Source organism: Aeromonas sp. MR16, assembly GCF_022549315.1.
GTDB lineage: Bacteria > Pseudomonadota > Gammaproteobacteria > Enterobacterales > Aeromonadaceae > Aeromonas > Aeromonas aquatica.
The window spans coordinates 63,670-85,988 of record NZ_JAKZFK010000019.1 but is presented as its reverse complement, the minus strand read 5'-3'; the positions used below and the strand labels follow the sequence as shown (position 1 = coordinate 85,988).

19 protein-coding genes and 2 pseudogenes are annotated in these 22,319 nt (G+C 63.0%); 16 read left to right on the top strand and 5 right to left on the bottom strand.

All coding sequences use genetic code 11. The features are described 5' to 3' along the window. Window positions 1-135 precede the first annotated feature (135 nt). Window positions 136-1,329 (bottom strand): enoyl-ACP reductase FabV, encoded by a 1,194-nt coding sequence (gene fabV / locus MM194_RS14585; RefSeq protein ID WP_033131579.1) that lies wholly within the window; start codon window positions 1,327-1,329, stop codon window positions 136-138. A gap of 301 nt (window positions 1,330-1,630) precedes the next feature. On the opposite strand from fabV, the gene MM194_RS14580 reads away from it, so the two are divergent. After that, window positions 1,631-2,089 (top strand): DUF4124 domain-containing protein, encoded by a 459-nt coding sequence (locus MM194_RS14580; RefSeq protein ID WP_241343961.1) that lies wholly within the window; start codon window positions 1,631-1,633, stop codon window positions 2,087-2,089. An 82-nt stretch (window positions 2,090-2,171) separates the two neighbouring features. Here the strand turns inward: MM194_RS14580 and MM194_RS14575 are convergent, their stop codons facing one another. Next, window positions 2,172-4,592, bottom strand: coding sequence for a glycoside hydrolase family 3 C-terminal domain-containing protein (locus MM194_RS14575; RefSeq protein ID WP_241343960.1), 2,421 nt, complete (start codon window positions 4,590-4,592; stop codon window positions 2,172-2,174). Window positions 4,593-4,884: 292 nt separating this feature from the next. On the opposite strand from MM194_RS14575, the gene MM194_RS14570 reads away from it, so the two are divergent. Next, window positions 4,885-5,922 carry an AraC family transcriptional regulator gene (locus tag MM194_RS14570; RefSeq protein ID WP_241343959.1) on the top strand — a complete coding sequence of 346 codons (1,038 nt, stop codon included), beginning with the start codon at window positions 4,885-4,887 and terminating at the stop codon, window positions 5,920-5,922. Window positions 5,923-6,218: 296 nt separating this feature from the next. Continuing rightward, window positions 6,219-7,517 carry a methyl-accepting chemotaxis protein gene (locus MM194_RS21965; protein ID WP_277605124.1) on the top strand — a complete coding sequence of 433 codons (1,299 nt, stop codon included), beginning with the start codon at window positions 6,219-6,221 and terminating at the stop codon, window positions 7,515-7,517. A gap of 85 nt (window positions 7,518-7,602) precedes the next feature. On the opposite strand, the gene MM194_RS14555 is transcribed toward MM194_RS21965, so the two are convergent. Both MM194_RS14555 and MM194_RS14550 read right to left on the bottom strand, forming a co-directional pair. Further along, complete coding sequence (locus MM194_RS14555; RefSeq protein ID WP_033131574.1) at window positions 7,603-7,800, bottom strand: hypothetical protein; 198 nt, start codon at window positions 7,798-7,800, stop codon at window positions 7,603-7,605. Between the two features lie 60 nt (window positions 7,801-7,860). Continuing rightward, a pseudogene (locus MM194_RS14550) lies at window positions 7,861-8,746 on the bottom strand (DMT family transporter). Window positions 8,747-8,857: 111 nt separating this feature from the next. Between MM194_RS14550 and rsxA the strand changes: the two are divergent. The 8 genes from rsxA to gloA all read left to right on the top strand — a co-directional run bounded on the left by rsxA (window position 8,858) and on the right by gloA (window position 16,425). Beyond that, window positions 8,858-9,439 carry an electron transport complex subunit RsxA gene (rsxA, locus tag MM194_RS14545; protein WP_241343958.1) on the top strand — a complete coding sequence of 194 codons (582 nt, stop codon included), beginning with the start codon at window positions 8,858-8,860 and terminating at the stop codon, window positions 9,437-9,439. A gap of 4 nt (window positions 9,440-9,443) precedes the next feature. After that, entirely contained in the window at window positions 9,444-10,010 is a 567-nt protein-coding gene (gene rsxB / locus MM194_RS14540; protein ID WP_241343957.1) for an electron transport complex subunit RsxB, read from the top strand. Between the two features lie 2 nt (window positions 10,011-10,012). Continuing rightward, on the top strand, window positions 10,013-12,694 hold the full coding sequence (rsxC, locus tag MM194_RS14535; RefSeq protein ID WP_241343956.1) for an electron transport complex subunit RsxC: 2,682 nt from the start codon (window positions 10,013-10,015) through the stop codon (window positions 12,692-12,694). Window positions 12,695-12,697: 3 nt separating this feature from the next. Continuing rightward, window positions 12,698-13,750 (top strand): electron transport complex subunit RsxD, encoded by a 1,053-nt coding sequence (gene rsxD, locus MM194_RS14530; protein WP_241343955.1) that lies wholly within the window; start codon window positions 12,698-12,700, stop codon window positions 13,748-13,750. 34 nt (window positions 13,751-13,784) lie between these two features. After that, on the top strand, window positions 13,785-14,417 hold the full coding sequence (gene rsxG, locus MM194_RS14525) for an electron transport complex subunit RsxG (protein WP_033131570.1): 633 nt from the start codon (window positions 13,785-13,787) through the stop codon (window positions 14,415-14,417). Window positions 14,418-14,492: 75 nt separating this feature from the next. Then, window positions 14,493-15,251: an electron transport complex subunit E gene (locus MM194_RS14520; RefSeq protein WP_241343954.1), complete on the top strand. Its 759-nt coding sequence runs from the start codon at window positions 14,493-14,495 to the stop codon at window positions 15,249-15,251. A 21-nt stretch (window positions 15,252-15,272) separates the two neighbouring features. Then, on the top strand, window positions 15,273-15,914 hold the full coding sequence (gene nth, locus MM194_RS14515) for an endonuclease III (protein WP_218290350.1): 642 nt from the start codon (window positions 15,273-15,275) through the stop codon (window positions 15,912-15,914). A 97-nt stretch (window positions 15,915-16,011) separates the two neighbouring features. After that, the gene (gene gloA, locus MM194_RS14510; RefSeq protein ID WP_042654501.1) at window positions 16,012-16,425 is read left to right on the top strand and encodes a lactoylglutathione lyase; all 414 of its coding nucleotides are present in this window, start codon (window positions 16,012-16,014) and stop codon (window positions 16,423-16,425) included. Between the two features lie 119 nt (window positions 16,426-16,544). On the opposite strand, the gene MM194_RS14505 is transcribed toward gloA, so the two are convergent. Continuing rightward, a complete protein-coding gene (locus tag MM194_RS14505) occupies window positions 16,545-18,176 on the bottom strand; it encodes a methyl-accepting chemotaxis protein (RefSeq protein WP_241343953.1) in 1,632 nt (543 codons plus the stop codon). A 334-nt stretch (window positions 18,177-18,510) separates the two neighbouring features. Between MM194_RS14505 and MM194_RS14500 the strand changes: the two genes are divergently transcribed. The 5 genes and pseudogenes from MM194_RS14500 to MM194_RS14480 all read left to right on the top strand — a co-directional run bounded on the left by MM194_RS14500 (window position 18,511) and on the right by MM194_RS14480 (window position 22,254). Next, entirely contained in the window at window positions 18,511-19,440 is a 930-nt protein-coding gene (locus tag MM194_RS14500; RefSeq protein ID WP_241343952.1) for a ZIP family metal transporter, read from the top strand. Window positions 19,441-19,463: 23 nt separating this feature from the next. Then, window positions 19,464-19,589, top strand: a pseudogene (locus tag MM194_RS14495) (ZIP family metal transporter); the annotation flags it as partial. Window positions 19,590-19,764: 175 nt separating this feature from the next. Then, window positions 19,765-20,457, top strand: coding sequence for a 5'-methylthioadenosine/S-adenosylhomocysteine nucleosidase (mtnN, locus tag MM194_RS14490; RefSeq protein ID WP_241343951.1), 693 nt, complete (start codon window positions 19,765-19,767; stop codon window positions 20,455-20,457). Continuing rightward, window positions 20,454-21,425: a cobalamin biosynthesis protein gene (locus MM194_RS14485; protein ID WP_241343950.1), complete on the top strand. Its 972-nt coding sequence runs from the start codon at window positions 20,454-20,456 to the stop codon at window positions 21,423-21,425. Before mtnN ends, MM194_RS14485 begins: the two co-directional genes overlap by 4 nt. After that, on the top strand, window positions 21,418-22,254 hold the full coding sequence (locus tag MM194_RS14480) for a cobalamin-binding protein (protein WP_241343949.1): 837 nt from the start codon (window positions 21,418-21,420) through the stop codon (window positions 22,252-22,254). The genes MM194_RS14485 and MM194_RS14480 overlap by 8 nt, the downstream gene beginning before the upstream one ends. Window positions 22,255-22,319: the final 65 nt, after the last annotated feature.

The following is a 22,319-nucleotide window of genomic DNA, read 5'->3' as shown; positions in this document are numbered from 1 at the left end:
TGGATATTTACAACCTGGAGCGACCGCATCATGCGTTGAAATACAGAACCCCCGATGCGGTGCATCGGGGGTTCTGAGTCACGTGAAGCTAGACGAAAATGTGTAAACCTATTTCAGGACTAGACAGAGTCAAGATCAGAGCTCGACCACGTCGAAGCGCACGTCCGGGTTCACGTCCGCATCGTAATCCACCTCATCCAGACCGAAGCCGAACAGGCGCAGGAACTCCTGCTTGTAACCGGTGTAGTCGGTAAGCGTGGACAGGTTCTCGGTGGTGATGGAGGGCCAGAGATCGCGGCAGGTCTGCTGCACGTCGTCACGCAGCTCCCAGTCATCCATGCGGATGCGGGCCTGCTCGTCCAGCACCAGCTCCTCGCCATAGAGGCGGGTGCGCAGCATGCGGTCAACCTGCTCCATGCAGCCTTCGTGGATGCCCTTCTCCTTCATGATCTTGAAGGCCATGGAGATGTAGAGCGGCATCACCGGAATGGCGCTGGAGGCCTGGGTCACCACGGATTTCAGCACGGCCACGTGAGCGGTGCCGCCCTTGGCCTTGAGATCGCCACGGATGGCGCTGGCGGCGCGGTCCAGATCTTCCTTGGCGCGGCCCAGGGTGCCATGCCAGTAGATGGGCCAGGTCAGATCGGTACCGATGTAGGAGTAGGCAACGGACTTGGCGCCGTCCGCCAGCACGCCCGCGTCACGCAGGGCCGCCATCCACAGCTCCCAGTCCTGACCGCCCATGACGGTGATGGTGTTCTGGATCTCTTCCTCGTTCGCCGGCTCGACGGTGGCGGTGATGATCTGATCCTTGTTGGTATCGATGGCGGTGGTGGTGTAGGTCTCGCCGATGGGTTTCAACGCGGAGCGCACCACTTCACCGGTATCCGGCATCTTGCGTACCGGCGAGGCCAAGGAGTAGACCACCAGATCGATCTGGCCGAGATCGGCCTTGATGAGTTCGATCACCTTGGCGCGGCACTCGTTGGAGAAGGCATCGCCGTTAATGCTCTTGGCGTACAGGCCGGCCTCTTTGGCGGCCTTGTCGAAGGCGGCGGAGTTGTACCAGCCGGCGGAGCCCGTCTTGGTCTCGGAGCTCGGCTTCTCGAAGAAGACGCCTATGGTGGCGGCGCCGGAGCCGAAGGCAGTGGCAATGCGCGAGGCCAGGCCGTAACCGGTGGAGGCGCCGATCACCAGTACCTTCTTGGGACCATGCTCGATGGTGCCCTTGGCCTGGGTGTAAGCAATCTGGCGACGAACATTGGCTTCACAACCGACCGGGTGAGTGGTGGTACAGATAAAGCCGCGAACCTTGGGTTTGATGATCATAGGGGGTCTCGACACCGTTAAATGAATGAAATCGGGGCATAAGATACCTCATTGTGGCCCGTTATGGTGCTCTGATGTGTTGAAGCGCGGGGAAAACCGGCAGGAGAGCCCCCCTTCAGGGGCCTGGTGGCGACCCAGGATAACGGCATGGATGCGCAATACGAGATTTGAAATGGAGTGACCCTATGAAGAGACTATTGTTTCAAGTACCCCCTGTTGTTGGCAGTACCCGAAGATGCTGGCGAGACCGCAGCCCAGCCCCTAGTACTACCGTGCAGGAATAGGATTCAAGGAGGTATCTATGTCACGCATTCTGGCCATCTGCCTTGGTACCTTGATTGCCGCCATCCCGCTGTCACTCCAGGCCGGTGTCTACCAATGCACCGTCAACGGCAAGATCACCTTCAGCGATATCCCCTGTACCGGTGACGCCAAGCCCATGGATCTGCGGATCTACACCCCGCCAGCAGAGGTGGTGGCAGAGGCCAGCAAGCAGACGCAGGCGATTGAAAAAAATCTCGCCACTAGCCAAAAGCAGCGCCAACTGGAGGTTCTTCGCGCCGAAGCTGAGGCCAAGACCCTGAAGATGAACAACGAGATCACCAGGTACAACGAGCAACTGACGGGAACAACGTCATCTCAGGCCGATGGTGCTGGCGAAAAGCGTTCCGCCGCCGAGATACAGGCCATGACCCGCCGTCACCAGAGCGAGATGGAGGCCCTGAACAAGCAGATCTCGACCCTGCAGCAGAAGAAATAGGCTCACCTGCCGGGCGGCTTAGGCGTCAGACCTTGCAGGCCCGATCGACAAGGGGGAGCAAGGCTCCCCCCAATTTTCCCTCTCAATACTGCGTTTCGAAAGAGGCTTCCGTCACCCCGGCCGGCAGCGCCAGCGCCCCCGGCGTGGTCTTGCTGACCACCAGCTTGCTGCTCACCGTGAAGGTCTGCGGCGCTATGGCCGCCACCTCGGAAGAGGGAGCGACATAGACCTTGTAGGTGCCGGGCTCGATGATCCACTCGTTGTTGGCGTTGTCGAAGCTGGCGAGCCAGCTGGCCGGGATCTCGAAGCTCAGGGTCTCGCTGGCGCCCGCCGGCAACAGCTTGGTCTTGGCAAAGGCCTTGAGCTCGATAGCCGGTTTGCCCAGGGTCCCGGCCGGGGCCGCCACATAGACCTGGGCCACCTCCCTGCCAGAGACGCTACCGCTGTTGTAGACGGTGGTGGTCAGGGTCACTTTCCCTCCTGCCGCAGATAGCGTATTGCTCTGTATCGCCGTGTTCTTGTAGTCGAACTGGGTGTAGGAGAGGCCGTGGCCGAAGGGATAGTTCACCCCTTTGCCGAAGGTCGCGTAATAGCGATAGCCGACATAGATGCCCTCGTTGTAGTAGTGGGTGTCCAGGGTGCCATCCCCATCGGTATCAGTGCCCGGGAAGCCCGCAGACGAGGGCACATCCAGGTAGCTGACCGGGAAGGTCTGGGTCAGCTTGCCGCTGGGATTGACCACCCCGGACAGCAAGTCCGCCACCGCATGGCCCGCCTCCTGTCCCGGCATGTAGGCGAGCAGGATGGCATCCACCTTGTCCTGCCAGGCACTGGTATCCATGACGCCACCTGTGTTGAGCACCACCACCACCTTCTTGCCCAGACCGTGGAAGGCGCTGCTGACGTTGTCGATGAGGCTCTGCTCCACATCCGACAGCTGATAGTCGCCCTTCACGTTCTGGCGATCCACCCCTTGCATGGAGTTGCGGCCCAGGGTGATGACGGCGACGTCATTGCTGGCCGCATAGGCCGCGATCTCGGTCTGGCTCAGCGCCGGCTCCGGGCAACTCACGACGGTGGAGATGCCACCGAAGTCGCTCGCACTCTTGTTCTGCTCGAAGAAGGAGCGGTAGAAGGCATCCAATCCGCCATCGACGGCAAACTGCTGTGCCAGCCCATCCGCCACGTTGACGGTATGGGCCGCATTCACGTCACCGCTGCCGGCGCCGCCCTTGAGGGTGTTGATCTGGGTGATCCCGAAGGAGGCGACCTTGCTGCCCCCGGCCAGCGGCAAGCTGGCCTGATGGTTCTTCAGCAGTACCATGCCGTCGCTGGCCGCCTGACGGGACAGGCTAGCATGGCTCGCCAGATCCGGGGCATTGGTGGGGACATAGCCCTGATTCGAGGGCATCTTCAGCACCTGGGTCAGGATCCGCACCGCCCCTTGCGCTATGGCATCGGCACTCAGGCTGCCGGCGGCATAGGCCTCCTGCAAACCGGTCAGGGCGTCACCGTAGCCATAGGGCAGCGCCGGGCCGCCCGGCTCAATCAGATCGTTGCCGGAGTTGATCATGTCCGCATAGTGGCCATCCCCCGACCACCAGTCGCTCATCACGAAGCCTTCGAAGCCCCACTCATTGCGCAGCACCTGGGTATTGAGATCCGTCCACTGTCCGGTGTAGGTGCCGTTGACCTTGTTCATGGCGGTCATCACCGCCCAGGGATTGGCGTGCTCCTCGGCGTACTGGAAGCCCCGCAGGTAAATTTCACGGATGGCGCGCGGCGAGATGATGTTGTCGACGATGGAGCGGGAGGTCTCGGCGTTGTTGGCGATGAAGTGCTTGATGGTGGTGCCCACCCCCTGGGCCTGGGCCCCCGCCACCTCGGCGGCCCCCATGACCCCGGAGACCAGAGGATCTTCCGAGAAGTATTCGAAGCTGCGGCCGTTGAGCGGGTCGCGCTGAATGTTCATGCCGGGCGCGAGCCAGACATCCAGCCCGTACTCCTTGACCTCGTTGCCGATGGCCGCCCCCACCTGCTTGACCAGATCAGCATCCCAGGTCGAGGCCAGCAGGGTGCCCACCGGGAAGGCGGTACCATGGAAGGTGCCGGACTCCCCCTCCCGGGTCGGCGCTATCCGCACCCCGGCGGCGCCATCCGCCAGCTTGCTGGCGGCGATGTCCAGCCCGGACTCCGCGTTATAGACACCGTTGATGTAGCCCACGCTGCCCGGCACATCCCCCTTGAGGTTGTTCAGGGCATCCAGATTGGTCACGAAGGCCCCGCTGGCAAACACATAACCCGGCCCCACCAGCAACCCCAGCCGCTCGTCCGGGGTCATCTTTTGGACCATGCCTTCCGCCAGCGCCCGGTAGTAGGCGTTATCCTTGACCACCTCGGTCTGCGCCGTTGAACTGTTGTCGTTACACCCCTGAACGCCCAGCGCCAGCGCAATGGCGACCGCCACACCACTCCAGTGATGGCCCTTATTGTTATGTTTCATGTGATTCCCTTTCATTGCGTTATTCGAATGGACAAGCCGAAATAGCCTGTGCAGCTTATCGCGAAGGCAAGGGAACCCGCTTTGCATGGGGGGGCGGCTATTTTGCATTGAGGTGCCGGCAGGCAATATCGCCGCTGTCATCACAGCGTTACCTTTGGTTACAGCAATGAACATTAAGTTTCACAGCATTTGACCTGACGCGCAGATATCTTGCCCGGAAAATGCCTTAATCCCGCGGCGCGGCAGGATGCTGTCTGGACAATAAAAATAGGCTCGGCATGAGGGATCATATATGGGAAAGAGCGTTTCAAATATCATCGCCAGATCGACGCTTTATTTCCTGAAAGAGCAAGGCGTCAATACCGACGCCATAATATCGCAGTGTCATCTCAGTCAATATGAAATAGATAAGAACGATGGCCGCCTCTCGGATAAACAGCATCTGCGCTTTATCAAGGAGACGGCGGCATACGACAGCTTGTGGCAGGAACAGATGTCACAAGATGATGCACCGGATCGACTTATCAGCCAGGCCTATGAGCTGTTCCCCGAGCTCGTGGGTTATTGCCTCAATCAGAAGACCGCCAGCGACGCCGTGCTCGGCTATATCCGCAACAGGATCATCATAGGCAACTGCGATCGGTTCACCCTGCACCAGGAGGAGGGGCAACTCGCCATTGGCTATGTCGAGGACGCCGACCCGCTGCAACGAAATCGCTCCGCCATCGGCAACTTCAGGATGCTCAGGGAGCTGGTACGTCTCTATGCCCCCACCGCCAGCACGGCGGTGAGCCTGCGTGGCAGTGACGGCGAGGGCCGCAAGCGGCTCGATGATGCCTTCGGCTGTCGCTGCCAGTTCGGCCAGAATGCCAATGTCATCCACTTCAAGGGAGCCGATTTGCTGGCCCCGGTGGAGAGCTATCTGCCGCTGCTCCATCAAAATCAGCACCGGCAAATTACGAAAACGGTGGCGGCGCTGGAATATGAGAAAGGGTTCTCATCCCTGTTATATTCCTTGCTCGACGAGGCCATCGAAAATAATCATATTGCCGATGAGGCCAGCTTCATGGAGCATATTTGTGCCGTGATCGGCATGAGTCGCTGGACGGTGAATAGTCGCCTCAACCAGGAAAATACCAACCTCAGCCAGCTATTGAAAAATGTACGCCTGAAAAAAGCCTGCCTCTGGTTGGCCGAAACAAACCTGAGCATCCAGGATATCAGCGAGCGCCTTCGTTTCTCTTCCCTCTCGGTGTTTTCACGGTTTTTTTCTACCCATATGGGATCTTCCCCGCTGCATTATCGTCGCCGACTCGGTCCGCGGGCTTGAGGCCTCATACGAACAACTATTCTTTCTACGCCCCCCGGATGGGCTGTTTATAAGCAGTGCCTGTGGGCACTCATTCATGCCAGTATCATGAGGGTATGCCACTGGCACTCGTATCCGATCAAATCTGCTTTACCCCGGTGACGGGCGATAGCGCCCTAAATTAATCGGCATTGATAATTAAAAAATACCAAAAGTTAACCCGGAGTCGATTAAGGTTCATAGAACACCAACGCTATTGTCAAATCACTCAGATAAGATTGAGCATGTCATTCAAGGTCTCATGGAGGAGCGCCGTTATGTTCTGGAAAAATACGACCAGCAAGGAAGCGAGTGAGCAGGCAGCCAAGGTAGTGGCATTGAGTGCCTTCGAGCAGGCCATCCAGTCCCGGGTGCCCTTCATCCTGTTCACCCCGGCGGGCATGGTCACCTTCGTCAACGACCTGTTCCTCAACATAGTGGGCTTCCAGCGGGAGGAGGTGATCGGCAAGCACCACAGCGCGCTCTGCTTCCCCGAAGACGTCAAGACCCGCGACTATGAGAATCTGTGGCAGGATCTGCGCGGCGGCACCTCTCGCAACGGTCGCTTCATCCGTCAGTCGAAGTCGGGCAAGCCCATCTGGCTGGAGGCGACGTATTTCCCCATCATGATCGATGGCAAGGTGGCCAAGGTGGCCAAGGTCGCCTCCGACGTGACCCAGCAGCAATCCTCTCTGGAACGCACCCAGGCCCTGCTGGCGGCGCTGGACAAGTCCCTGGCGGTGATCGACTTCCAGCCGGATGGCACCGTCATCACCGCCAACCAGAATTTCCTGCGCTGCTTCGGCTACCGGCTGGAGGAGGTGGTCGGCAAGCACCACCGCCAGTTCTGCGATCCCGAGTTTTATCAGAAAAACCCGAACTTCTGGCGCGACCTGGGTTCCGGTGACATCAAGTCCGGGCTCTTCATGCGCCTCGGCCATCGTGGCGAGAAGATCTGGCTGGAGGCGACCTACAACCCCATCTTCAATCACGAAGGCAAGGTAGTCAAAATCATCAAGCTGGCGAGCGACATCACAGAGCGGGTCGAGAAGTCCATCTCCACCCGGGAGGCGGCCCAGAAGGCCTGCGCCATCGCCAGCGAAACCGTCGCCAGTGCGGCCAAGGGGCGCGAGGTCATCGACAAGGTGCTGGATACCTCTCGCCACATCAACACCTCGGTCAACGAGGTCAGCAAGCAGATCGATCAGCTCAACCAGCAATCCAAAAGCATCGAGTCCATCATCTCCACCATCAGTGGCATCGCGGATCAGACCAACCTGCTGGCGCTCAATGCCGCCATCGAGGCGGCCAGGGCCGGGGAGCAAGGGCGGGGCTTTGCGGTGGTAGCAGACGAGGTGAGGCAGCTTGCCGCCAGAACCTCGACCTCCACCAGCGAGATAGTCTCCGTCATCAAGCACAACTCCAGCATCACCTCCCAGATCACCCAGACCGTCTCCATCGTCTCCGACAAGGCAATGGCGGGGCAGGATCAGGCCAACATCATCTCCGGCGTCATCGAGGAGATCATCGAAGACGCCAACTCGGTGTCCGATACCGTCAAGAGTCTGTCCATCTGACAAACAGCCATACCAGTAACGAAAACACGGGGCTTGTCCCCGTGTTTTCGTTGGCAATCAGGATGACCAAAGAGGCGCCGCGCGCTCAATCCTCCCCCATCAGATAACGTCTGGCATCCTCATCGGCCAGACTCAGTGCCGACTCCCATAACTCGGCGATGCGCAGCCCCTCCTCCCCCACGGCCTCTTCTTCCAGCGCCTCCAGCGCCCGGGCATCGCTCAGGGTGAAAGGCTGGTGGGTCAGCAGCGTCTGCGCCCTTGCCAGTAACATCATGTCGTTCATCACTTGGCTCCTTCATGGCCGGGATACCCTCTGTCCAGAGGGTAGCCGATAAGCAGGGAGTCAACTCTCGGTGGCGGTGGCCCGCTCTCGGCGGCGTCTCGTCGGTAGCTGGCCCACCCCGATCCCGGCCAGCACCGCGGCGCAGGCGAGCCACTGCAGGCTGTTCAGGGTCTCCCCCAGCAACAGGTAGGCAAGCAGCAGGGTAAACACCGGGATGAGATTCACGTAGGCCGCCGCCAGGGTCACCTTCACCTGGGTCACCGACCAGTTGTAGAGCAGGTAGGCCCCCAGGGTCACGAAGGCGCCGAGGAAGACGATCACCGCCATGTCCTGCCAGCTCCAGGCACTTGGCCAGGGGGCGCTGAAGGCGAAGGGGGCAAAGAAGAGAGTGCTGCAGGGCGGTCAGGGTCATCACGCCGTAGCGGCTGGAGAGCTTCTTGAACACCACCGAATATGTCGCTGCGCAGAGCATGGCCCCCATCTCCAGACTGTTGCCAAGCAGGGCGTTGGGAGCGAATTCATCTGCCCCGCCACCCAATCCCAGCAGGGCGATGCCGAAGATGGCGATGGCAAAGCCGAGCAGCTGACGGCGGCTCACCCGCTCTTTGAGCAGCACGAAGGCCACCAGGGCCACCATCAGGGGCAACAGGGCACAGACCATGCCCGCCTGGCCGGCGCTGGTGTAGCGCAGGGCGTTGACCTCCAGCAGGAAATAGAGGCAGGGCTCCAGGGCGCCCATCAGGGCCAGCCAGCGCCAATCCCCCTTCTGGTAGCTGAACCGGCCAAGCTGGCGATAGCACAGGAGCCAACAGCCCGAGGCCACCCCCATCCGCATAAAGAGCACCTGGCCGAAGGACCAGACGTCCAGCACATGCTTGAGGGCGATAAAGGAACTGGACCAGAGCAACATGGCCAGGGTCAGGGTAAAAATGGGTAAGGGGCGCACAATGCCTCCATGAATTGGGCCCCCGAATAATAACCATACGGCCTTGCGGTTGTCTAAAGGCACCTAACATCAGATAATACCGCCGCCTTCACACCGGAAAACCCATCGTCAATGACTGAGTACCTGCTTTTACTGGTCAGCACCGTGCTGATCAACAACTTCGTGCTGGTGAAGTTTCTCGGCCTCTGCCCCTTCATGGGGGTCTCTGGCAAGCTGGAAACCGCCATCGGCATGGGACTGGCCACCACCTTCGTGATGACGCTCGCCAGCGCCTGCTCCTATCTGATGGAGCACTATATCCTGATCCCGCTGGACATCGCCTATCTGCGCACCCTTGGCTTCATCCTGGTGATCGCCGTGGTGGTGCAGTTCACCGAGATGGTGATCCGCAAGAGCAGCCCGACCCTCTATCGCCTGCTCGGCATCTTCCTGCCGCTCATCACCACCAACTGCGCCGTGCTCGGCGTGGCGCTGCTCAGCATCAACGAGCATCACAACTTCATCCAGAGCATCATCTATGGCTTCGGAGCTGCGTGCGGCTTCTCGCTGGTGCTGATCCTGTTCGCCGCCATGCGCGAGCGTCTGGTGGCCGCTGATGTGCCCACGCCATTTCGCGGCGTCTCCATCGCAATGGTCACCGCCGGTCTGATGTCGCTGGCCTTCATGGGCTTTACCGGCCTCATCAAGATATAGCGCTATGACTCACATCTTCTTTGCCATCCTGGTGCTGGCCCTGCTGGCCCTGGTCTTCGGCCTCATCCTGGGTTTTGCCGCCGTCAAGTTTCATGTGGAAGCCGATCCCATCGTCGATCAGCTCGATGCCCTGCTGCCCCAGACCCAGTGCGGCCAGTGCGGCTATCCGGGCTGCAAGCCCTATGCGGAGGCGCTCGCCAACGGCGATCAGATCAACAAGTGCGTGCCCGGTGGCGAGGCCACCATGCGCAAGATAGCCGATCTCATGGGGGTCGAGCCCCAGCCGCTTGGCGGTGGCGACGAAGCCGCCGTGCCCGTCAAGAAGGTCGCCTTCATTCACGAGGACATGTGCATAGGTTGCACCAAGTGCATCCAGGCCTGTCCGGTCGATGCCATCCTCGGCGCCACCAAGGCGATGCACACCGTGATCAAAGACGAGTGCACGGGTTGCGATCTCTGTGTCGACCCCTGCCCGACCGACTGTATCGAAATGATCCCGGTTCCGACCACGGTCGATAACTGGAAATGGGATCTGGCCAAGGTCGCCATTCCGGTCAAGATAGTGGAGTAACCATGCAGCACCTGCTCGAACGTATCAAAGCCGGAAACCTGTGGGATTTCCACGGCGGCATTCATCCTCCCGAAAACAAGGATCAGTCCAGCCTGACCCCGGTGGTGGACGCGGGTCTGCCGCCCCAGCTCATCATCCCGGTGCGCCAGCACGCGGGCCCTGCCGGCGATCTGCTGGTGCAGGTCGGCGACAAGGTCAAGAAGGGCCAACCCCTGACCCGCTATGACAAGGGCCGCATAGTGCCGGTCCATGCCTCCACCTCCGGCGTCATTACCGCCATCGAACAGCATACGGTGGCGCACCCCTCCGGCCTCGAGGATCTCTGCGTCCTGCTCACCCCGGACGGCGAGGATGCCTGGGGGCCGCGCGACGCCAGACCCGATTACTGGAATCTGGATCGGGGCGAGTTGCTCGAGCGCATCCAGCAGGCCGGTATCGCCGGCCTCGGCGGCGCCGTGTTCCCGACCCACAGCAAGCTCGATGGCCGCGGCCAGCTCACCGAGATCCTGATCGTCAACGGCCTGGAGTGCGAACCCTACATCACCACAGATGATCGGCTGATGCAGCAGTATGCCGACGAGATCATGGACGGCATCCGGGTGCTCAAGCACCTGCTCAAGCCCAAGCTGACCCTGATCGGGGTGGAAGACAACAAGCCGGCGGCCATCGACGCCCTCAACCGCCATGCCACAGACCCGGATGTGCTGGTCAAGGCGGTGCCGACCAAGTACCCCTCCGGCGGGGCCAAGCAGACCATAGAGCTGCTCACCGGACGTCAGGTTCCCAAGGGCGGCCGGGCGGTCGACATGGGCATCATGGTGCTCAACGTCGCCACCGTGTTTGCCATCAAGCGCGCCATCATCGACGGTGAGCCGCTGATCGAGCGCATCGTCACCCTCACCGGGGATGCCTTCAAGAAGCCGGGCAACGCCTGGGTGCGCCTCGGCACACCGGTGCGCTGGCTGTTGCAGCGCTTCGAGCTGCAGCCGGAGGCGGATCAGCGCGTCATCATGGGCGGCCCCATGATGGGCTTCACCCTGCCCCACGCCATGGTGCCCGTGGTCAAGGCCACCAACTGCCTGCTCTCCCCCACCCGGGCCGAGCTGCCGCCCCCCGGCCCCGAGCAGTCCTGCATCCGTTGCAGCGCCTGTTCCGACGTCTGCCCCGCCAACCTGCTGCCGCAGGAGTTGTACTGGTACAGCCGGGCCAAGGAGTACGACAAGGCCGAGGGGCTCAACCTGTTCGACTGCATCGAGTGCGGCGCCTGTGCCTGGGTCTGCCCGAGCGAGATCCCGCTGGTGCAGTACTACAAGATTGCCAAGGATGACATCCGCGAGGTCCACGCCGAGGCCGAGAAGGCCGAGCGCGCCAAGCAGCGATTCGAGGCCAAGCAGGCCCGCTTCGAGCGGGAAAAAGCCGCGCGCGAGGCCCGCCATGCCGAAGCGGCGGCCCAGCGTCGCCAGGCCATGACGACGGCGGGTGGGGAAGACCCGGTCGCCGCCGCCCTGGCCCGTCTCAAGGCCAAGCAGGCGGCCACCGCCGTCGGTGCAGAGGCGCAACCGGACAACGCCGCCATGATGGCGGCCCGCGAAGCCCGCAAGCAGGAGGCGCTGGCCCGTCGCGCCGCCAAGGCCAGCGATGGCGATGAAACGGTCGCCACCATCACGGCGGTGACGCCCGAGGCAGATCCCAAGAAGGCCGCCATCGCCGCCGCCCTGGCCCGTGCCAAGACAAAGAAGGCCGCCCAGGCTGCGGGGGAAGCGATCGCCGAGCCCGAGGCCAACACAGCCGAGGCCACTGTGACCGAACCGGCCCCCGTCGCCGAGGTCGATCCCAAGAAGGCGGCCATCGCCGCCGCCATCGCCCGTACCAAGGCCAAGAAGGCCGCTCAGGCTGCGGAGGAAGCGGCCGCCGCTGACACCGAGGCCAACACAGCCGAGGCCACTGTGACCGAACCGGCTCCCGTCGCCGAGGTCGATCCCAAGAAGGCGGCCATTGCCGCCGCCATCGCCCGTGCCAAGGCCAAGAAGGCCGCTCAGGCTGCGGGGGAAGCGGCCGAGGCCCCGGCGGTCGAACCGGCTCCCGTCGCCGAGGCAGATCCCAAGAAGGCGGCCATCGCCGCCGCCATCGCCCGTGCCAAGGCCAAGAAGGCGGCGCAGGCCACCGATGAAGGCAATGCCGATAGCGAACCCGCCGCCGTCAGCGAGGTTGTGACACCCGCAACCAGCGAGCCAGCACCCGTTGGCGAGGTCGATCCCAAGAAGGCCGCCATCGCCGCTGCCATCGCCCGTGCCAAGGCTAAAAAAGCCGCTCAGGCGACGGGGGAAGACAATGCCGATGGCGAGCCCGCCGCCGCCAGCGAGGTTGTAGCCCCCTCAGCCAGCGAGCCAGCACCCGTTGGCGAGGTCGATCCCAAGAAGGCCGCCATCGCCGCTGCCATCGCCCGCGCCAAGGCCAAGAAGGCGGCGCAGGCCACCGATGAAGGCAATGCCGATGGCGAGCCCGCCGCCGTCAGCGAGGTTGTGACCCCCGCAGCCAGCGCGCCAGCGCCCGCCGGCGAGGTCGATCCCAAGAAGGCCGCCATTGCCGCTGCCATCGCTCGCGCCAAGGCCAAGAAGGCAGCCGCCGAAGCCGCCAAACTCGACCAGCGCGAGTCAGATCCACTTTCAGACAAGAGCCACTGATCCATGTTCAATATCGCGATGGCGCCCTTTGCCCATAACCGCAAACAGACCCAGACCCTGATGTTGCTGGTGATCCTGGCCTGCCTGCCGGGCCTGTTGGCCCAGACCTGGTTCTTCGGCTGGGGTACCCTCATCCAGGTCCTGCTGGCGCTGGTGACGGCGCTGGGCTGCGAGGCGCTGGTGCTCCGTCTGCGCCATCGTCCGGTCAAGCCGGCCCTGCTGGACGGCAGTGCGGCGCTCACCGCCGTGCTGATCGGTCTCTCCCTGCCGCCCTTGCTGCCCTGGTGGATGCTGGTGCTGGGCACCGCCTTTGCCATCATCATCGCCAAGCAGCTCTACGGCGGGCTGGGACAGAACCTGTTCAACCCGGCCATGGTGGCCTATGTGCTGCTGCTGGTCTCCTTCCCGGTGCAGATGACCAGCTGGCTGCCGCCGTCCAGCATCGCCGCCTATGACATCGGCTTTGGGGATGCGCTGTCGGTGATCTTCACCGGTTTCAGCCTCGACGGTTACAGCATGCTGCAACTCAAGCAGGGGGTGGATGGCCTCACCATGGCGACGCCGCTCGACACCCTGAAGACGGGGCTGACCCAGGGGCTCACCGCGAGCGAGGTGATGACTCACAAGGTGTTCGAAGGATGGGGCGGGATAGGCTGGAGCTGGGTCAACCTCGGCTATCTGCTGGGCGGCCTCTTCCTGTTGCAGCAAAAAGTGATCCACTGGCGCATTCCGGTGGCGGTGCTGGGGGCCCTGCTGCTCTCGGCCTTGCTGGGCTATCTGGCCACGCCGGACGCCACCGCTACCCCCATGCTGCACCTGTTCAGCGGCGCCACTATGCTGGGAGCCTTCTTCATCGCCACCGATCCGGTGAGCGCCAGCACCACTCCCCGCGGCCGCCTGGTGTACGGGGTGTTGATCGGCGTGCTGGTCTACCTCATCCGCCGCTTCGGTGGCTACCCTGATGCCTTCGCCTTCGCGGTGTTGCTGGCCAATTTGTGTGTACCGCTCATCGACAGCCTGACCCGTCCCAAGGTCTATGGGGATCGTCGCAAATGATCGCCGCTCGCACCTCACTCTCAGGAATCCTCCCATGTTAAACAGCATGCGCAAGAACGGCGTGACCCTGGCCCTGTTCGCCCTGGGCTGCACCGCCATAGTGGTGCTGACCAACGAACTGACCGAAGGCAGGATCGCCCACCAGCAACAGCTGGAGAAGCTGCGCACCCTCGAAGCCCTGTTGCCGGAGGGCAGCTACGACAACGATCTGGTGGCCAGTTGCCGGCTTGTCACCAGCCGCGAGTTCCTGGGCAGTGATCAGGGCATGCCGCTCTATAGCGCCACCCTGAACGGCGTGCCGACCGGCTATGCACTGGAAACCATCGCCCCCGACGGCTACAGTGGGGCCATTCGCATGGTGGTCGGTACCGATGCCAAAGGGGCGGTCAGCGCGGTACGGGTGCTGACCCACAAGGAAACCCCGGGCCTTGGGGACAAGATAGAGCTGAAAAAATCCAACTGGATCGACAGCTTCATGGGTCGGGTGCTCAATGCCGACAACGGCGCCAGCTGGGCGGTGAAGAAGGATGGGGGCGAATTCGACGCCTTCACCGGCGCCACCATCACTCCTCGCGCCGTGGTCAAGGCAGTGAAAAACCTGCTGCTGTTGCAACAACAGCACCCGGAGTTGCTGCGTGATGCCCCCCCCTGTGACGCCGCGCCCTGACCATGGCGGCTCATACACTGAAACAGAACAGATTGATGGCCGGCACGGGCTACTCGAGAACAGCGGAGCCAACAGATGGAACAGATTGATGTGATTGACGGCCAGAGCCTCGCCAACGAAGGCAATGGTCGCCGCGAAGAGCTCAAGGAGCTGATGCTGCAGGGGCTGTGGAAGAACAACCCCTCCCTGGTGCAGGTGCTGGGGCTCTGCCCGACCCTGGCGGTCTCCTCCACCTTCACCAACGCCCTCGGGCTTGGGCTGGCGACCATGGTGGTGCTGGTGAGCTCCAACCTCGCCATCTCCCTGGTGCGCAACTGGGTGCCCAAGGACATTCGCATCCCGGTCTACGTGATGATCATCGCGGCCCTAGTGACCAGCGTGCAGCTGCTGATGAACGCCTACACCTATGGCCTCTATCAGGCGCTCGGCATCTTCATCGCGCTGATCGTCACCAACTGCGTCATCATCGGCCGGGCCGAGGCCTATGCCTCCAAGAACCCGCCCCTGCTGGCGGCCGTCGACGGCTTCATGATGGGGCTGGGCTTCACCCTGGTGCTGCTGGTGCTGGGGGGTCTGCGCGAGATCATCGGCATGGGTACCCTGTTCGACGGCGCCGATCTGCTGCTGGGAGACTGGGCCAAGTCCCTGCGCATCGAGCTGTTCCATGCCGATGCCAGCCTGTTGATCGCCATCCTGCCGCCCGGTGGTTTCATCGGTCTGGGGCTGCTCATCGCCGCCAAGAATGCCATCAACGATCGCATGGGCCGCAAGCAGGCCGCCGACAAGGCCCACTGCGCCGTGCCGGCCCCCGGAGCCCGCGCGACTCAGCTTTAAAAGAACCAGACTCGAGACTCGATGAATAACCAAAAACGCAGACAAATTCTGGAGCGGCTGCGGGACAACAACCCGCACCCCACCACCGAGCTCAACTTCAACTCGCCGTTCGAGCTCTTGATCGCCGTCTTGCTGTCGGCCCAGGCCACCGATGTCAGCGTCAACAAGGCCACCGACAAGCTCTATCCGGTGGCCAACACCCCTGCCGCCATGCTGGCCCTCGGGGTGGACGGGGTGAAGCAGTACATCAAGACCATAGGCCTGTTCAACACCAAGGCCGAGAACGTCATCAAGACCTGCGCCATCCTGCTGGAGCGCCACGGCGGTGAAGTGCCGGAGGACCGCGAGGCGCTCGAAGCCCTGCCCGGGGTCGGCCGCAAGACCGCCAACGTGGTGCTCAACACCGCCTTCGGCTGGCCCACCATCGCCGTCGATACCCATATCTTCCGGGTGTCGAATCGCACCGGTTTCGCGGTGGGCAAGAACGTGGATCAGGTGGAGGAAAAGCTGCTCAAGGTGGTGCCCGCCGAGTTCAAGCTGGATGTGCACCACTGGCTGATCCTGCACGGTCGCTACACCTGCCTGGCGCGCAAACCGCGCTGTGGCTCCTGTATCATCGAAGACTTGTGCGAGTACAAAGAAAAAGTCTATCCGGAGAGCTAGAAACAGAGCCACCAGTACCTGCTGCCGCTGTTGAACCTATTTTCTTCTGCCGGTTTATAAGAAATCAGTACGAATCACTTATCTGGAGAGTCAAGCAATGAGAATTCTGCACACCATGCTGCGCGTCGGCGATCTGCAACGCTCCATCGACTTCTACACCCGGGTGCTCGGCATGAAGCTGCTGCGCAAGAGCGAAAACAGCGAATACAAGTACACCCTGGCCTTCGTCGGTTACGGTGACGAGAAGGATGAAGCCGTCATCGAGCTCACCTACAACTGGGGCGTGAGCGAGTACGAGCTGGGCTCGGCCTACGGCCACATCGCCCTGGAAGCGGACGACATCTATGGCACCTGCGATGCCCTGCGCGCCGCCGGCGCCAAGATCACCCGCGAGCCGGGCCCCGTGAAGGGTGGCACCACCGTCATCGCCTTCGTGGAAGACCCGGACGGTTACAAGATTGAGCTGATCGCCAAGAAGGATGCGGGCGCGGGTCTGGGCCAGAGCGTCTAAGCCAGCCGCTGGCGAGCGATAAAAAACGGGGCCATGGGCCCCGTTTTTTTGTCTGTGCCCGACGGTTCAGTGCGCCCCGCAACAGGGCGTACTGAACCTTGGCAGCGAACTGCCTGGCATCAGGCCAGGCGGAAGCGGCCTATGGTCTGGCGCAGGCCGGCCGCCAGCTGGCTCAACTCCAGGCAGGCACGGGCGGTGTGATCGGCGCCGGTCGCCACCTCGTTGGAGGAGTCGTTGATCCGCTCCACGTTGCGACCGAGCTCATCGGAGACCGCGTCCTGCTCACCGCAGGCGCTGGCAATCTGGATCGCCATGTCGGCTATCTGGGCCACCGCCTCCTCTATCTGCTGGATGCCCGAGCTGGTCTGCTCGCTTTGCACCACGCACTGGCGGATCATCTCGCAGCTCTGGCCGGTCACCGCCTTCGCCTGATTGGCACGGGCCTGCAGGGTCTCGATGATGGCGACTATCTCGCCGGTGGAGGCCTGGGTACGGCCCGCCAGGGTGCGCACCTCGTCGGCCACCACCGCGAAACCACGGCCCTGCTCACCGGCGCGGGCCGCCTCGATGGCGGCGTTGAGGGCCAGCAGGTTGGTCTGATCGGCAATGCCGCGGATCACGTCCACCACCAGGTTGATCTGGGCGGATTCCCGCTCAAGCTCGGTCACCAGGGTGCCCGCCTGCTCTATCTCTTCGGCGACCCGGGTGATGGCCACCAGGGCCCCCTGCACATCCTGATTGCCCCGTCTGGCCAGGGCATTGGCGGAGCTGGCGGATTCCGAGGCGACCTCGGTATTGCCCGCCACGTCGGCCACGGTCGCCTTCATCTGGGCCATGGCGGTCGCCACCATGGCGATCTCCTGCTGCTGGCTCTGGATCCCTTGCGCCGACTGTTCGGAGACGGCGCTCACCTCCTCGATGGCGGCACCGAGCTGGGTCACGGCAGCCACCACCTCTTCGATGAGACCGCGCAGGTTGTCCTGCATCTTGAGGGAGGCCCTGGCCAGCATGCCGAGCTCATCCTGGCCGATATGCTGGCGATCCAGCTGATGGGTCAGATCGCCGGCGGCGATGGCATTGGCCTGGGCCACCACCGCCTGCAGCGGCAGGCAGATCTGGCGGGTGAGGAACCAGGTCATGAACCCCATGAACAGCAGCAGGGCACCTATCCCTACGGTGGCGGAGTTGATCACCATGCTGACGCTGCCGAGCAGGCTGCCACGGTTCTCCTGCACGAAGCCGAGGTTGACGTCCACCAGGCCATTGACCGAGCGCTCCAGCTCGGCATAAGCCCCGTTGGACTGGAACAGCTCATCCTTGGCCTGCGCCATGTTGCCCTGTGCCAGCAGGCTGTCGACCCGGTTGACCGCGCTCAGGTACTGTTGCCAGTGCTGCCTGGCGCCCATGAACACCCGCCGCTCGTTGTCGTCCCCCACCGTCGCCTCATAGGCACTGAGGGCGCGCTCGACCTTGTTGATGTTGTCCTGGATGCGGCCACGGCGGGCCTGCAGATCGGCGGCATCCTCGATCATCAACAGGGCAAACTGGGCGCGGCGCACATAGGAGACGTCATAGAGCAGGTTCTCCACCGAGATCACGCTGGGCAGGGTGGAGTCGGTGAAATTCAGCACCCGAGACCGTATGTCGCGCAATTCGCTGGCGAGAAAGAGGCCGAATATCACGTTGATGACGGCAATGACCGAAAAGACCACGGCAATCTTCTTGCCGATGGAGAGATTCTTGTAAGACATGGTGGCGGTGATCCTCAACTGCTGATGAGCAGCGGTGCTGTGACGATCACATCCCTGTGAGCGATGACCCGAGAGTCCTGACGGGAAATGCAAAAAATCGCGAAAGATCAAAGGGAGGAGACTTCGCAAGGGGCGGCACCTTACCACAATCCCCCCACGGCCTCATCGCCTTTATCGATTTCAATCGGCGCTCTGCGCCAGGCACAATAGCGACCGGGAGACGGCAAACTTGAGCCGATTGTCACAATCGACCCGTCCTCGTGGACAAACCGCGGGTCAGGTTATGTAATGGCGTCCTCGTCTCTTCACTCTCACTGCCCCCGAGGTCTTGTTCATGGATAACGCGTCGACCCTGCCGTCCCCCTGGTCTGCTCAACTGCGCGAGCAGATCCAGGCTCGCCCCCTCACCGCCCTCGGGCTGCTCGTCGCCCTGATCGCCGTCTTGCTGCTCCTGCTGCAGAGCCTGATCATGCTGGCGGCCGGTGACATCAGCCCGGGCGTACGTTATGGCCTCATCGGCGGGGTCGCCGGTTTCGCCGCCACGGCGCTCGGTGCCCTGCCGGCCCTGTTCCTGCGCTCTGTGCCGCAACGGGTGGAGGATGGCATGCTGGGCTTCGCTGCCGGCATGATGCTGGCGGCCAGTGCCTTCTCCCTGCTGCTGCCGGGGCTCGAGGCCGCCGAGGGGATCACCGGCGACGGCTTTCTCGCCGCCGTGGTGGTGGTCGCGGGCATGACCCTCGGCGTCTTGCTGATGCTGGGGCTGGATCAATTCACCCCCCACGAGCACGACAAGACGGGCCCCTGCGGCCCCGGCCACGAGAGTTGCTCCCGGGTCTGGCTGTTCGTGTTCGCCATCGCCCTGCACAACCTGCCGGAAGGCATGGCCATCGGGGTCAGCTTCTCCCAGGGGGACATGGCGGTGGGCTTGCCGCTAACCACCGCCATCGCCCTGCAAGACATTCCGGAAGGGCTGGCGGTGGCGCTGGCCATGTGCGCCGCCGGTTTTCGTCCCTCGGTCGCCGTGCTGGTGGCCATCGGCAGCGGCCTGCTGGAACCGCTCGGTGCCCTGCTCGGGGTGGGACTCGCCAGCGGCATGGCTATCGCCTACCCCATTGGCCTGGGACTTGCCGCCGGCGCCATGTTGTTCGTGGTCTCCCACGAGGTGATCCCGGAAACCCATCGCAACGGTCACCAGACCTATGCCACCCTGGGGCTGATGGCGGGCTTCGCCCTGATGATGACGCTCGACACGGCGCTGGGTTGAGACGCTGGCACCCCATGTAGCCAGTGGTCTTCCACGAGGGGATCCCGAATACCCACCTCAACAGTCACCAGACCTATGCCACTTTTGCCACTCTGGGCCTGATGGCGGGCTTCGCCCTGATGATGACGCTGGATACCGCCCTGGGGTAAAGCGCGGATGACTGGTCGGAGGAGCTGGCCGGTTTATTTAGACGCCACTCCGGCCTCCCCCGTCTGCATTCGACCGTAGGCACTCGGCGCCGCCCTTATCTTTTGCTATGATCCGCGCCAACTTATTTCGGCCAAGCGGCCGACCCCGCGCAAGACCAGAGAGACGAGGTAGAGGATGAAAGTAGGTATTATCGGCGCCATGGAGCAGGAAGTGGCCCTGCTGCGCAGCCAGCTGAGCGAACTGACCACCCTGCAACTGGGCGGCTGCGAGTTCTATCAGGGCCGGTTGGCCGGTAAAGAGGTGATCCTGACTCGCTCCGGTATCGGCAAGGTCGCCGCCAGCGTCGCCACCAGCCTGCTGCTGGAAAAATTCGCCCCGGATTGCGTCATCAACACCGGCTCCGCCGGCGGCTTCGCCCAGGACCTGCACATAGGTGACGTGGTGATCGCCAGCGAAATGCGCTTCCACGACGTGGACGTGACCGCCTTCGGTTACGAGATGGGTCAGATGGCCCAGCAGCCCGCCGCCTTCCCCTGCGACGAGAAGCTGATCGCCCTCGCCCAGAGCTGCATCGCCGAGCAAGGCAAGCACCAGACCAAGGTCGGCCTCATCTGCACCGGCGATCAATTCATGTGCAAGCCGGACGCCATCGCCAAGGCCCGCGCCGACTTCCCGCAGATGCTGGCGGTGGAGATGGAAGGGGCTGCCATCGGCCAGGTGTGCCACATGTTCAAGGTGCCCTATCTGGTGGTGCGCGCCATGTCTGACATCGCCGGCAAGGAGCAGGTGGAATCCTTCGATGCCTTCATCGAAGTGGCGGGCCAACACTCCGCCGAGATGATCATGGCGCTGCTCGGCAAGCTGTGATCGACACCGCCAACCTGGCACCCATGGCCGCCTCGCTGGCATCAACGACAGCGGCCATATTAGTGGGCGCCGCCCTGCTGGAGGCTATCCTGCCCTGGCCAGCCCGTTTCCGGCTCGGGGCCACGGTGCCGCTGCTGACGCGCCTCGGCCAGCGGGTGTATCGCCCCGATGGCTCGCCCAGGCAACAAACCCAGGCGGGGCTGCTGGCCCTGCTGGTGGTCTGGCTGCCCTGCGCCGCCGGACTCTGGGCGCTGCGCAACCTCTCCCTGTCCGAACCCCTGTTCGATCTCCTGTTCCTGCTGCTGATGCTGGAATCCCGGCCCCTGCGCGAACTCGCCAAGGCGACCCGGGCGCTGGCGACGCAGGAGACGCAGGAGACGCTGGTGGTGGCCCGGTTACAGGTGGCGCCCTGGCTCAGGCGCGAGACGGGCACCCTGTCGGTGATGGGATTGAACAAGGCGGTGAGCGAGAGCTGTGTGCTGCGACTGGTGGGCCAATGGGCTGGCCCCTTGCTGGGCTTCGCCCTGGCGGGGGTACAAGGTGCCCTGCTCTGGCGCCTCACCCAGCTGATGAATCAGGGCTGGAGCCCGAAACAGCCGCAGTTTGCCTATTTCGGCCGCCCCGCCGCCGCGCTCTACCAAGGGCTCTGTGCGCCCGCCATCTTGCTGCTGGCGCTGCCGCTGTGCCTGAGCCAGCTGCGCCAACTGGGTAGCCGACTGCGCGCGGCCCTGCACTGGCCCTATCCGGCCATGGGCTGCCTGCTCAGCCTGCTGGCGCACGCCACGGGCAACCGGTTGGGGGGCCCACGTTATTATCAGGGGCAGCTCGTGCGCTTCCCGGTGTTTGACGCCCACGCCGACCCCGTCGCCGACTCACCACTGCGCCTGCTCCATCTCCTGTTGCTGATCGGTTGGAGCTGGCTGACGCTGGCGCTGCTGCTCAGCCTGCTGGAGTTGTCCCGTGGCTAGCCTCTTCGACCTGCGTGCCCTTGGCGTTCTGCTTTGCCTGCTCTGCTGGCCGCTCTCGGGCTTGGCACAACCCCCGCAGCGGATCATCAGCCTTACCCCCCACCTGACCGAGCTGCTGTTTGACATAGGCGCAGGGGATCGCATCGTCGCCACCGACGATGCCTCCGATTTTCCCCCCGAGGTGAAAACCCGGCCACAGGTTGCCAACTACCGCAGCATCAACCTGGAAGCCCTGCTGGCCCAGAAGCCGGATCTGGTGGTGGCCTGGCGCTCGGCCCAGTCCCGCATGCTGGCCCCCATCGAGCAACTCGGCATTCCCGTCTTCTATTCGGAGCCGACCGACTTTGCCTCCCTGGCCGACGAGATGCGCCGCCTGGGCGCGCTGCTTGGCGTCGAACGAAGCGCCAATGCCCAGGCCGATGCCTATCTGGCGAGGCTGGATGCCCTGAAGAGCCGTTATGGCCAGCCCAAACCGGTATCGGTGTTCTACCAGCTCTGGACCCCGCCGCTCACCAGCGTCAACGATTCGACCTGGCCGGGCCAGGCCATCACACTGTGCGGCGGCACCAACGTGACCGCCGAAGCCAGGACCCCCTACCCCCAGCTCGGGCTGGAGCAGGTGATCAAGGCCAACCCGACCCTGATCCTGGCCGGCAGTCAGGATCCCGCCGTGCTGGCCCACTGGCAGCAGTGGCCCATGCTGGATGCCGTCAAGCACCAGCGGCTCAGGCTCATCAACCCCGATGAGTTGCACCGCTTCACCCCCAGAGCCCTCAACGCGGTGGAGAAGGTGTGTGAAGCCATAGCGCAGGCCAACCCGGCCCCCTGAGCCACATTCCTATCGCGAGTCTGCCACCAGGATGCCAAAGATGGGTTCTGGCACAGAATATGCTT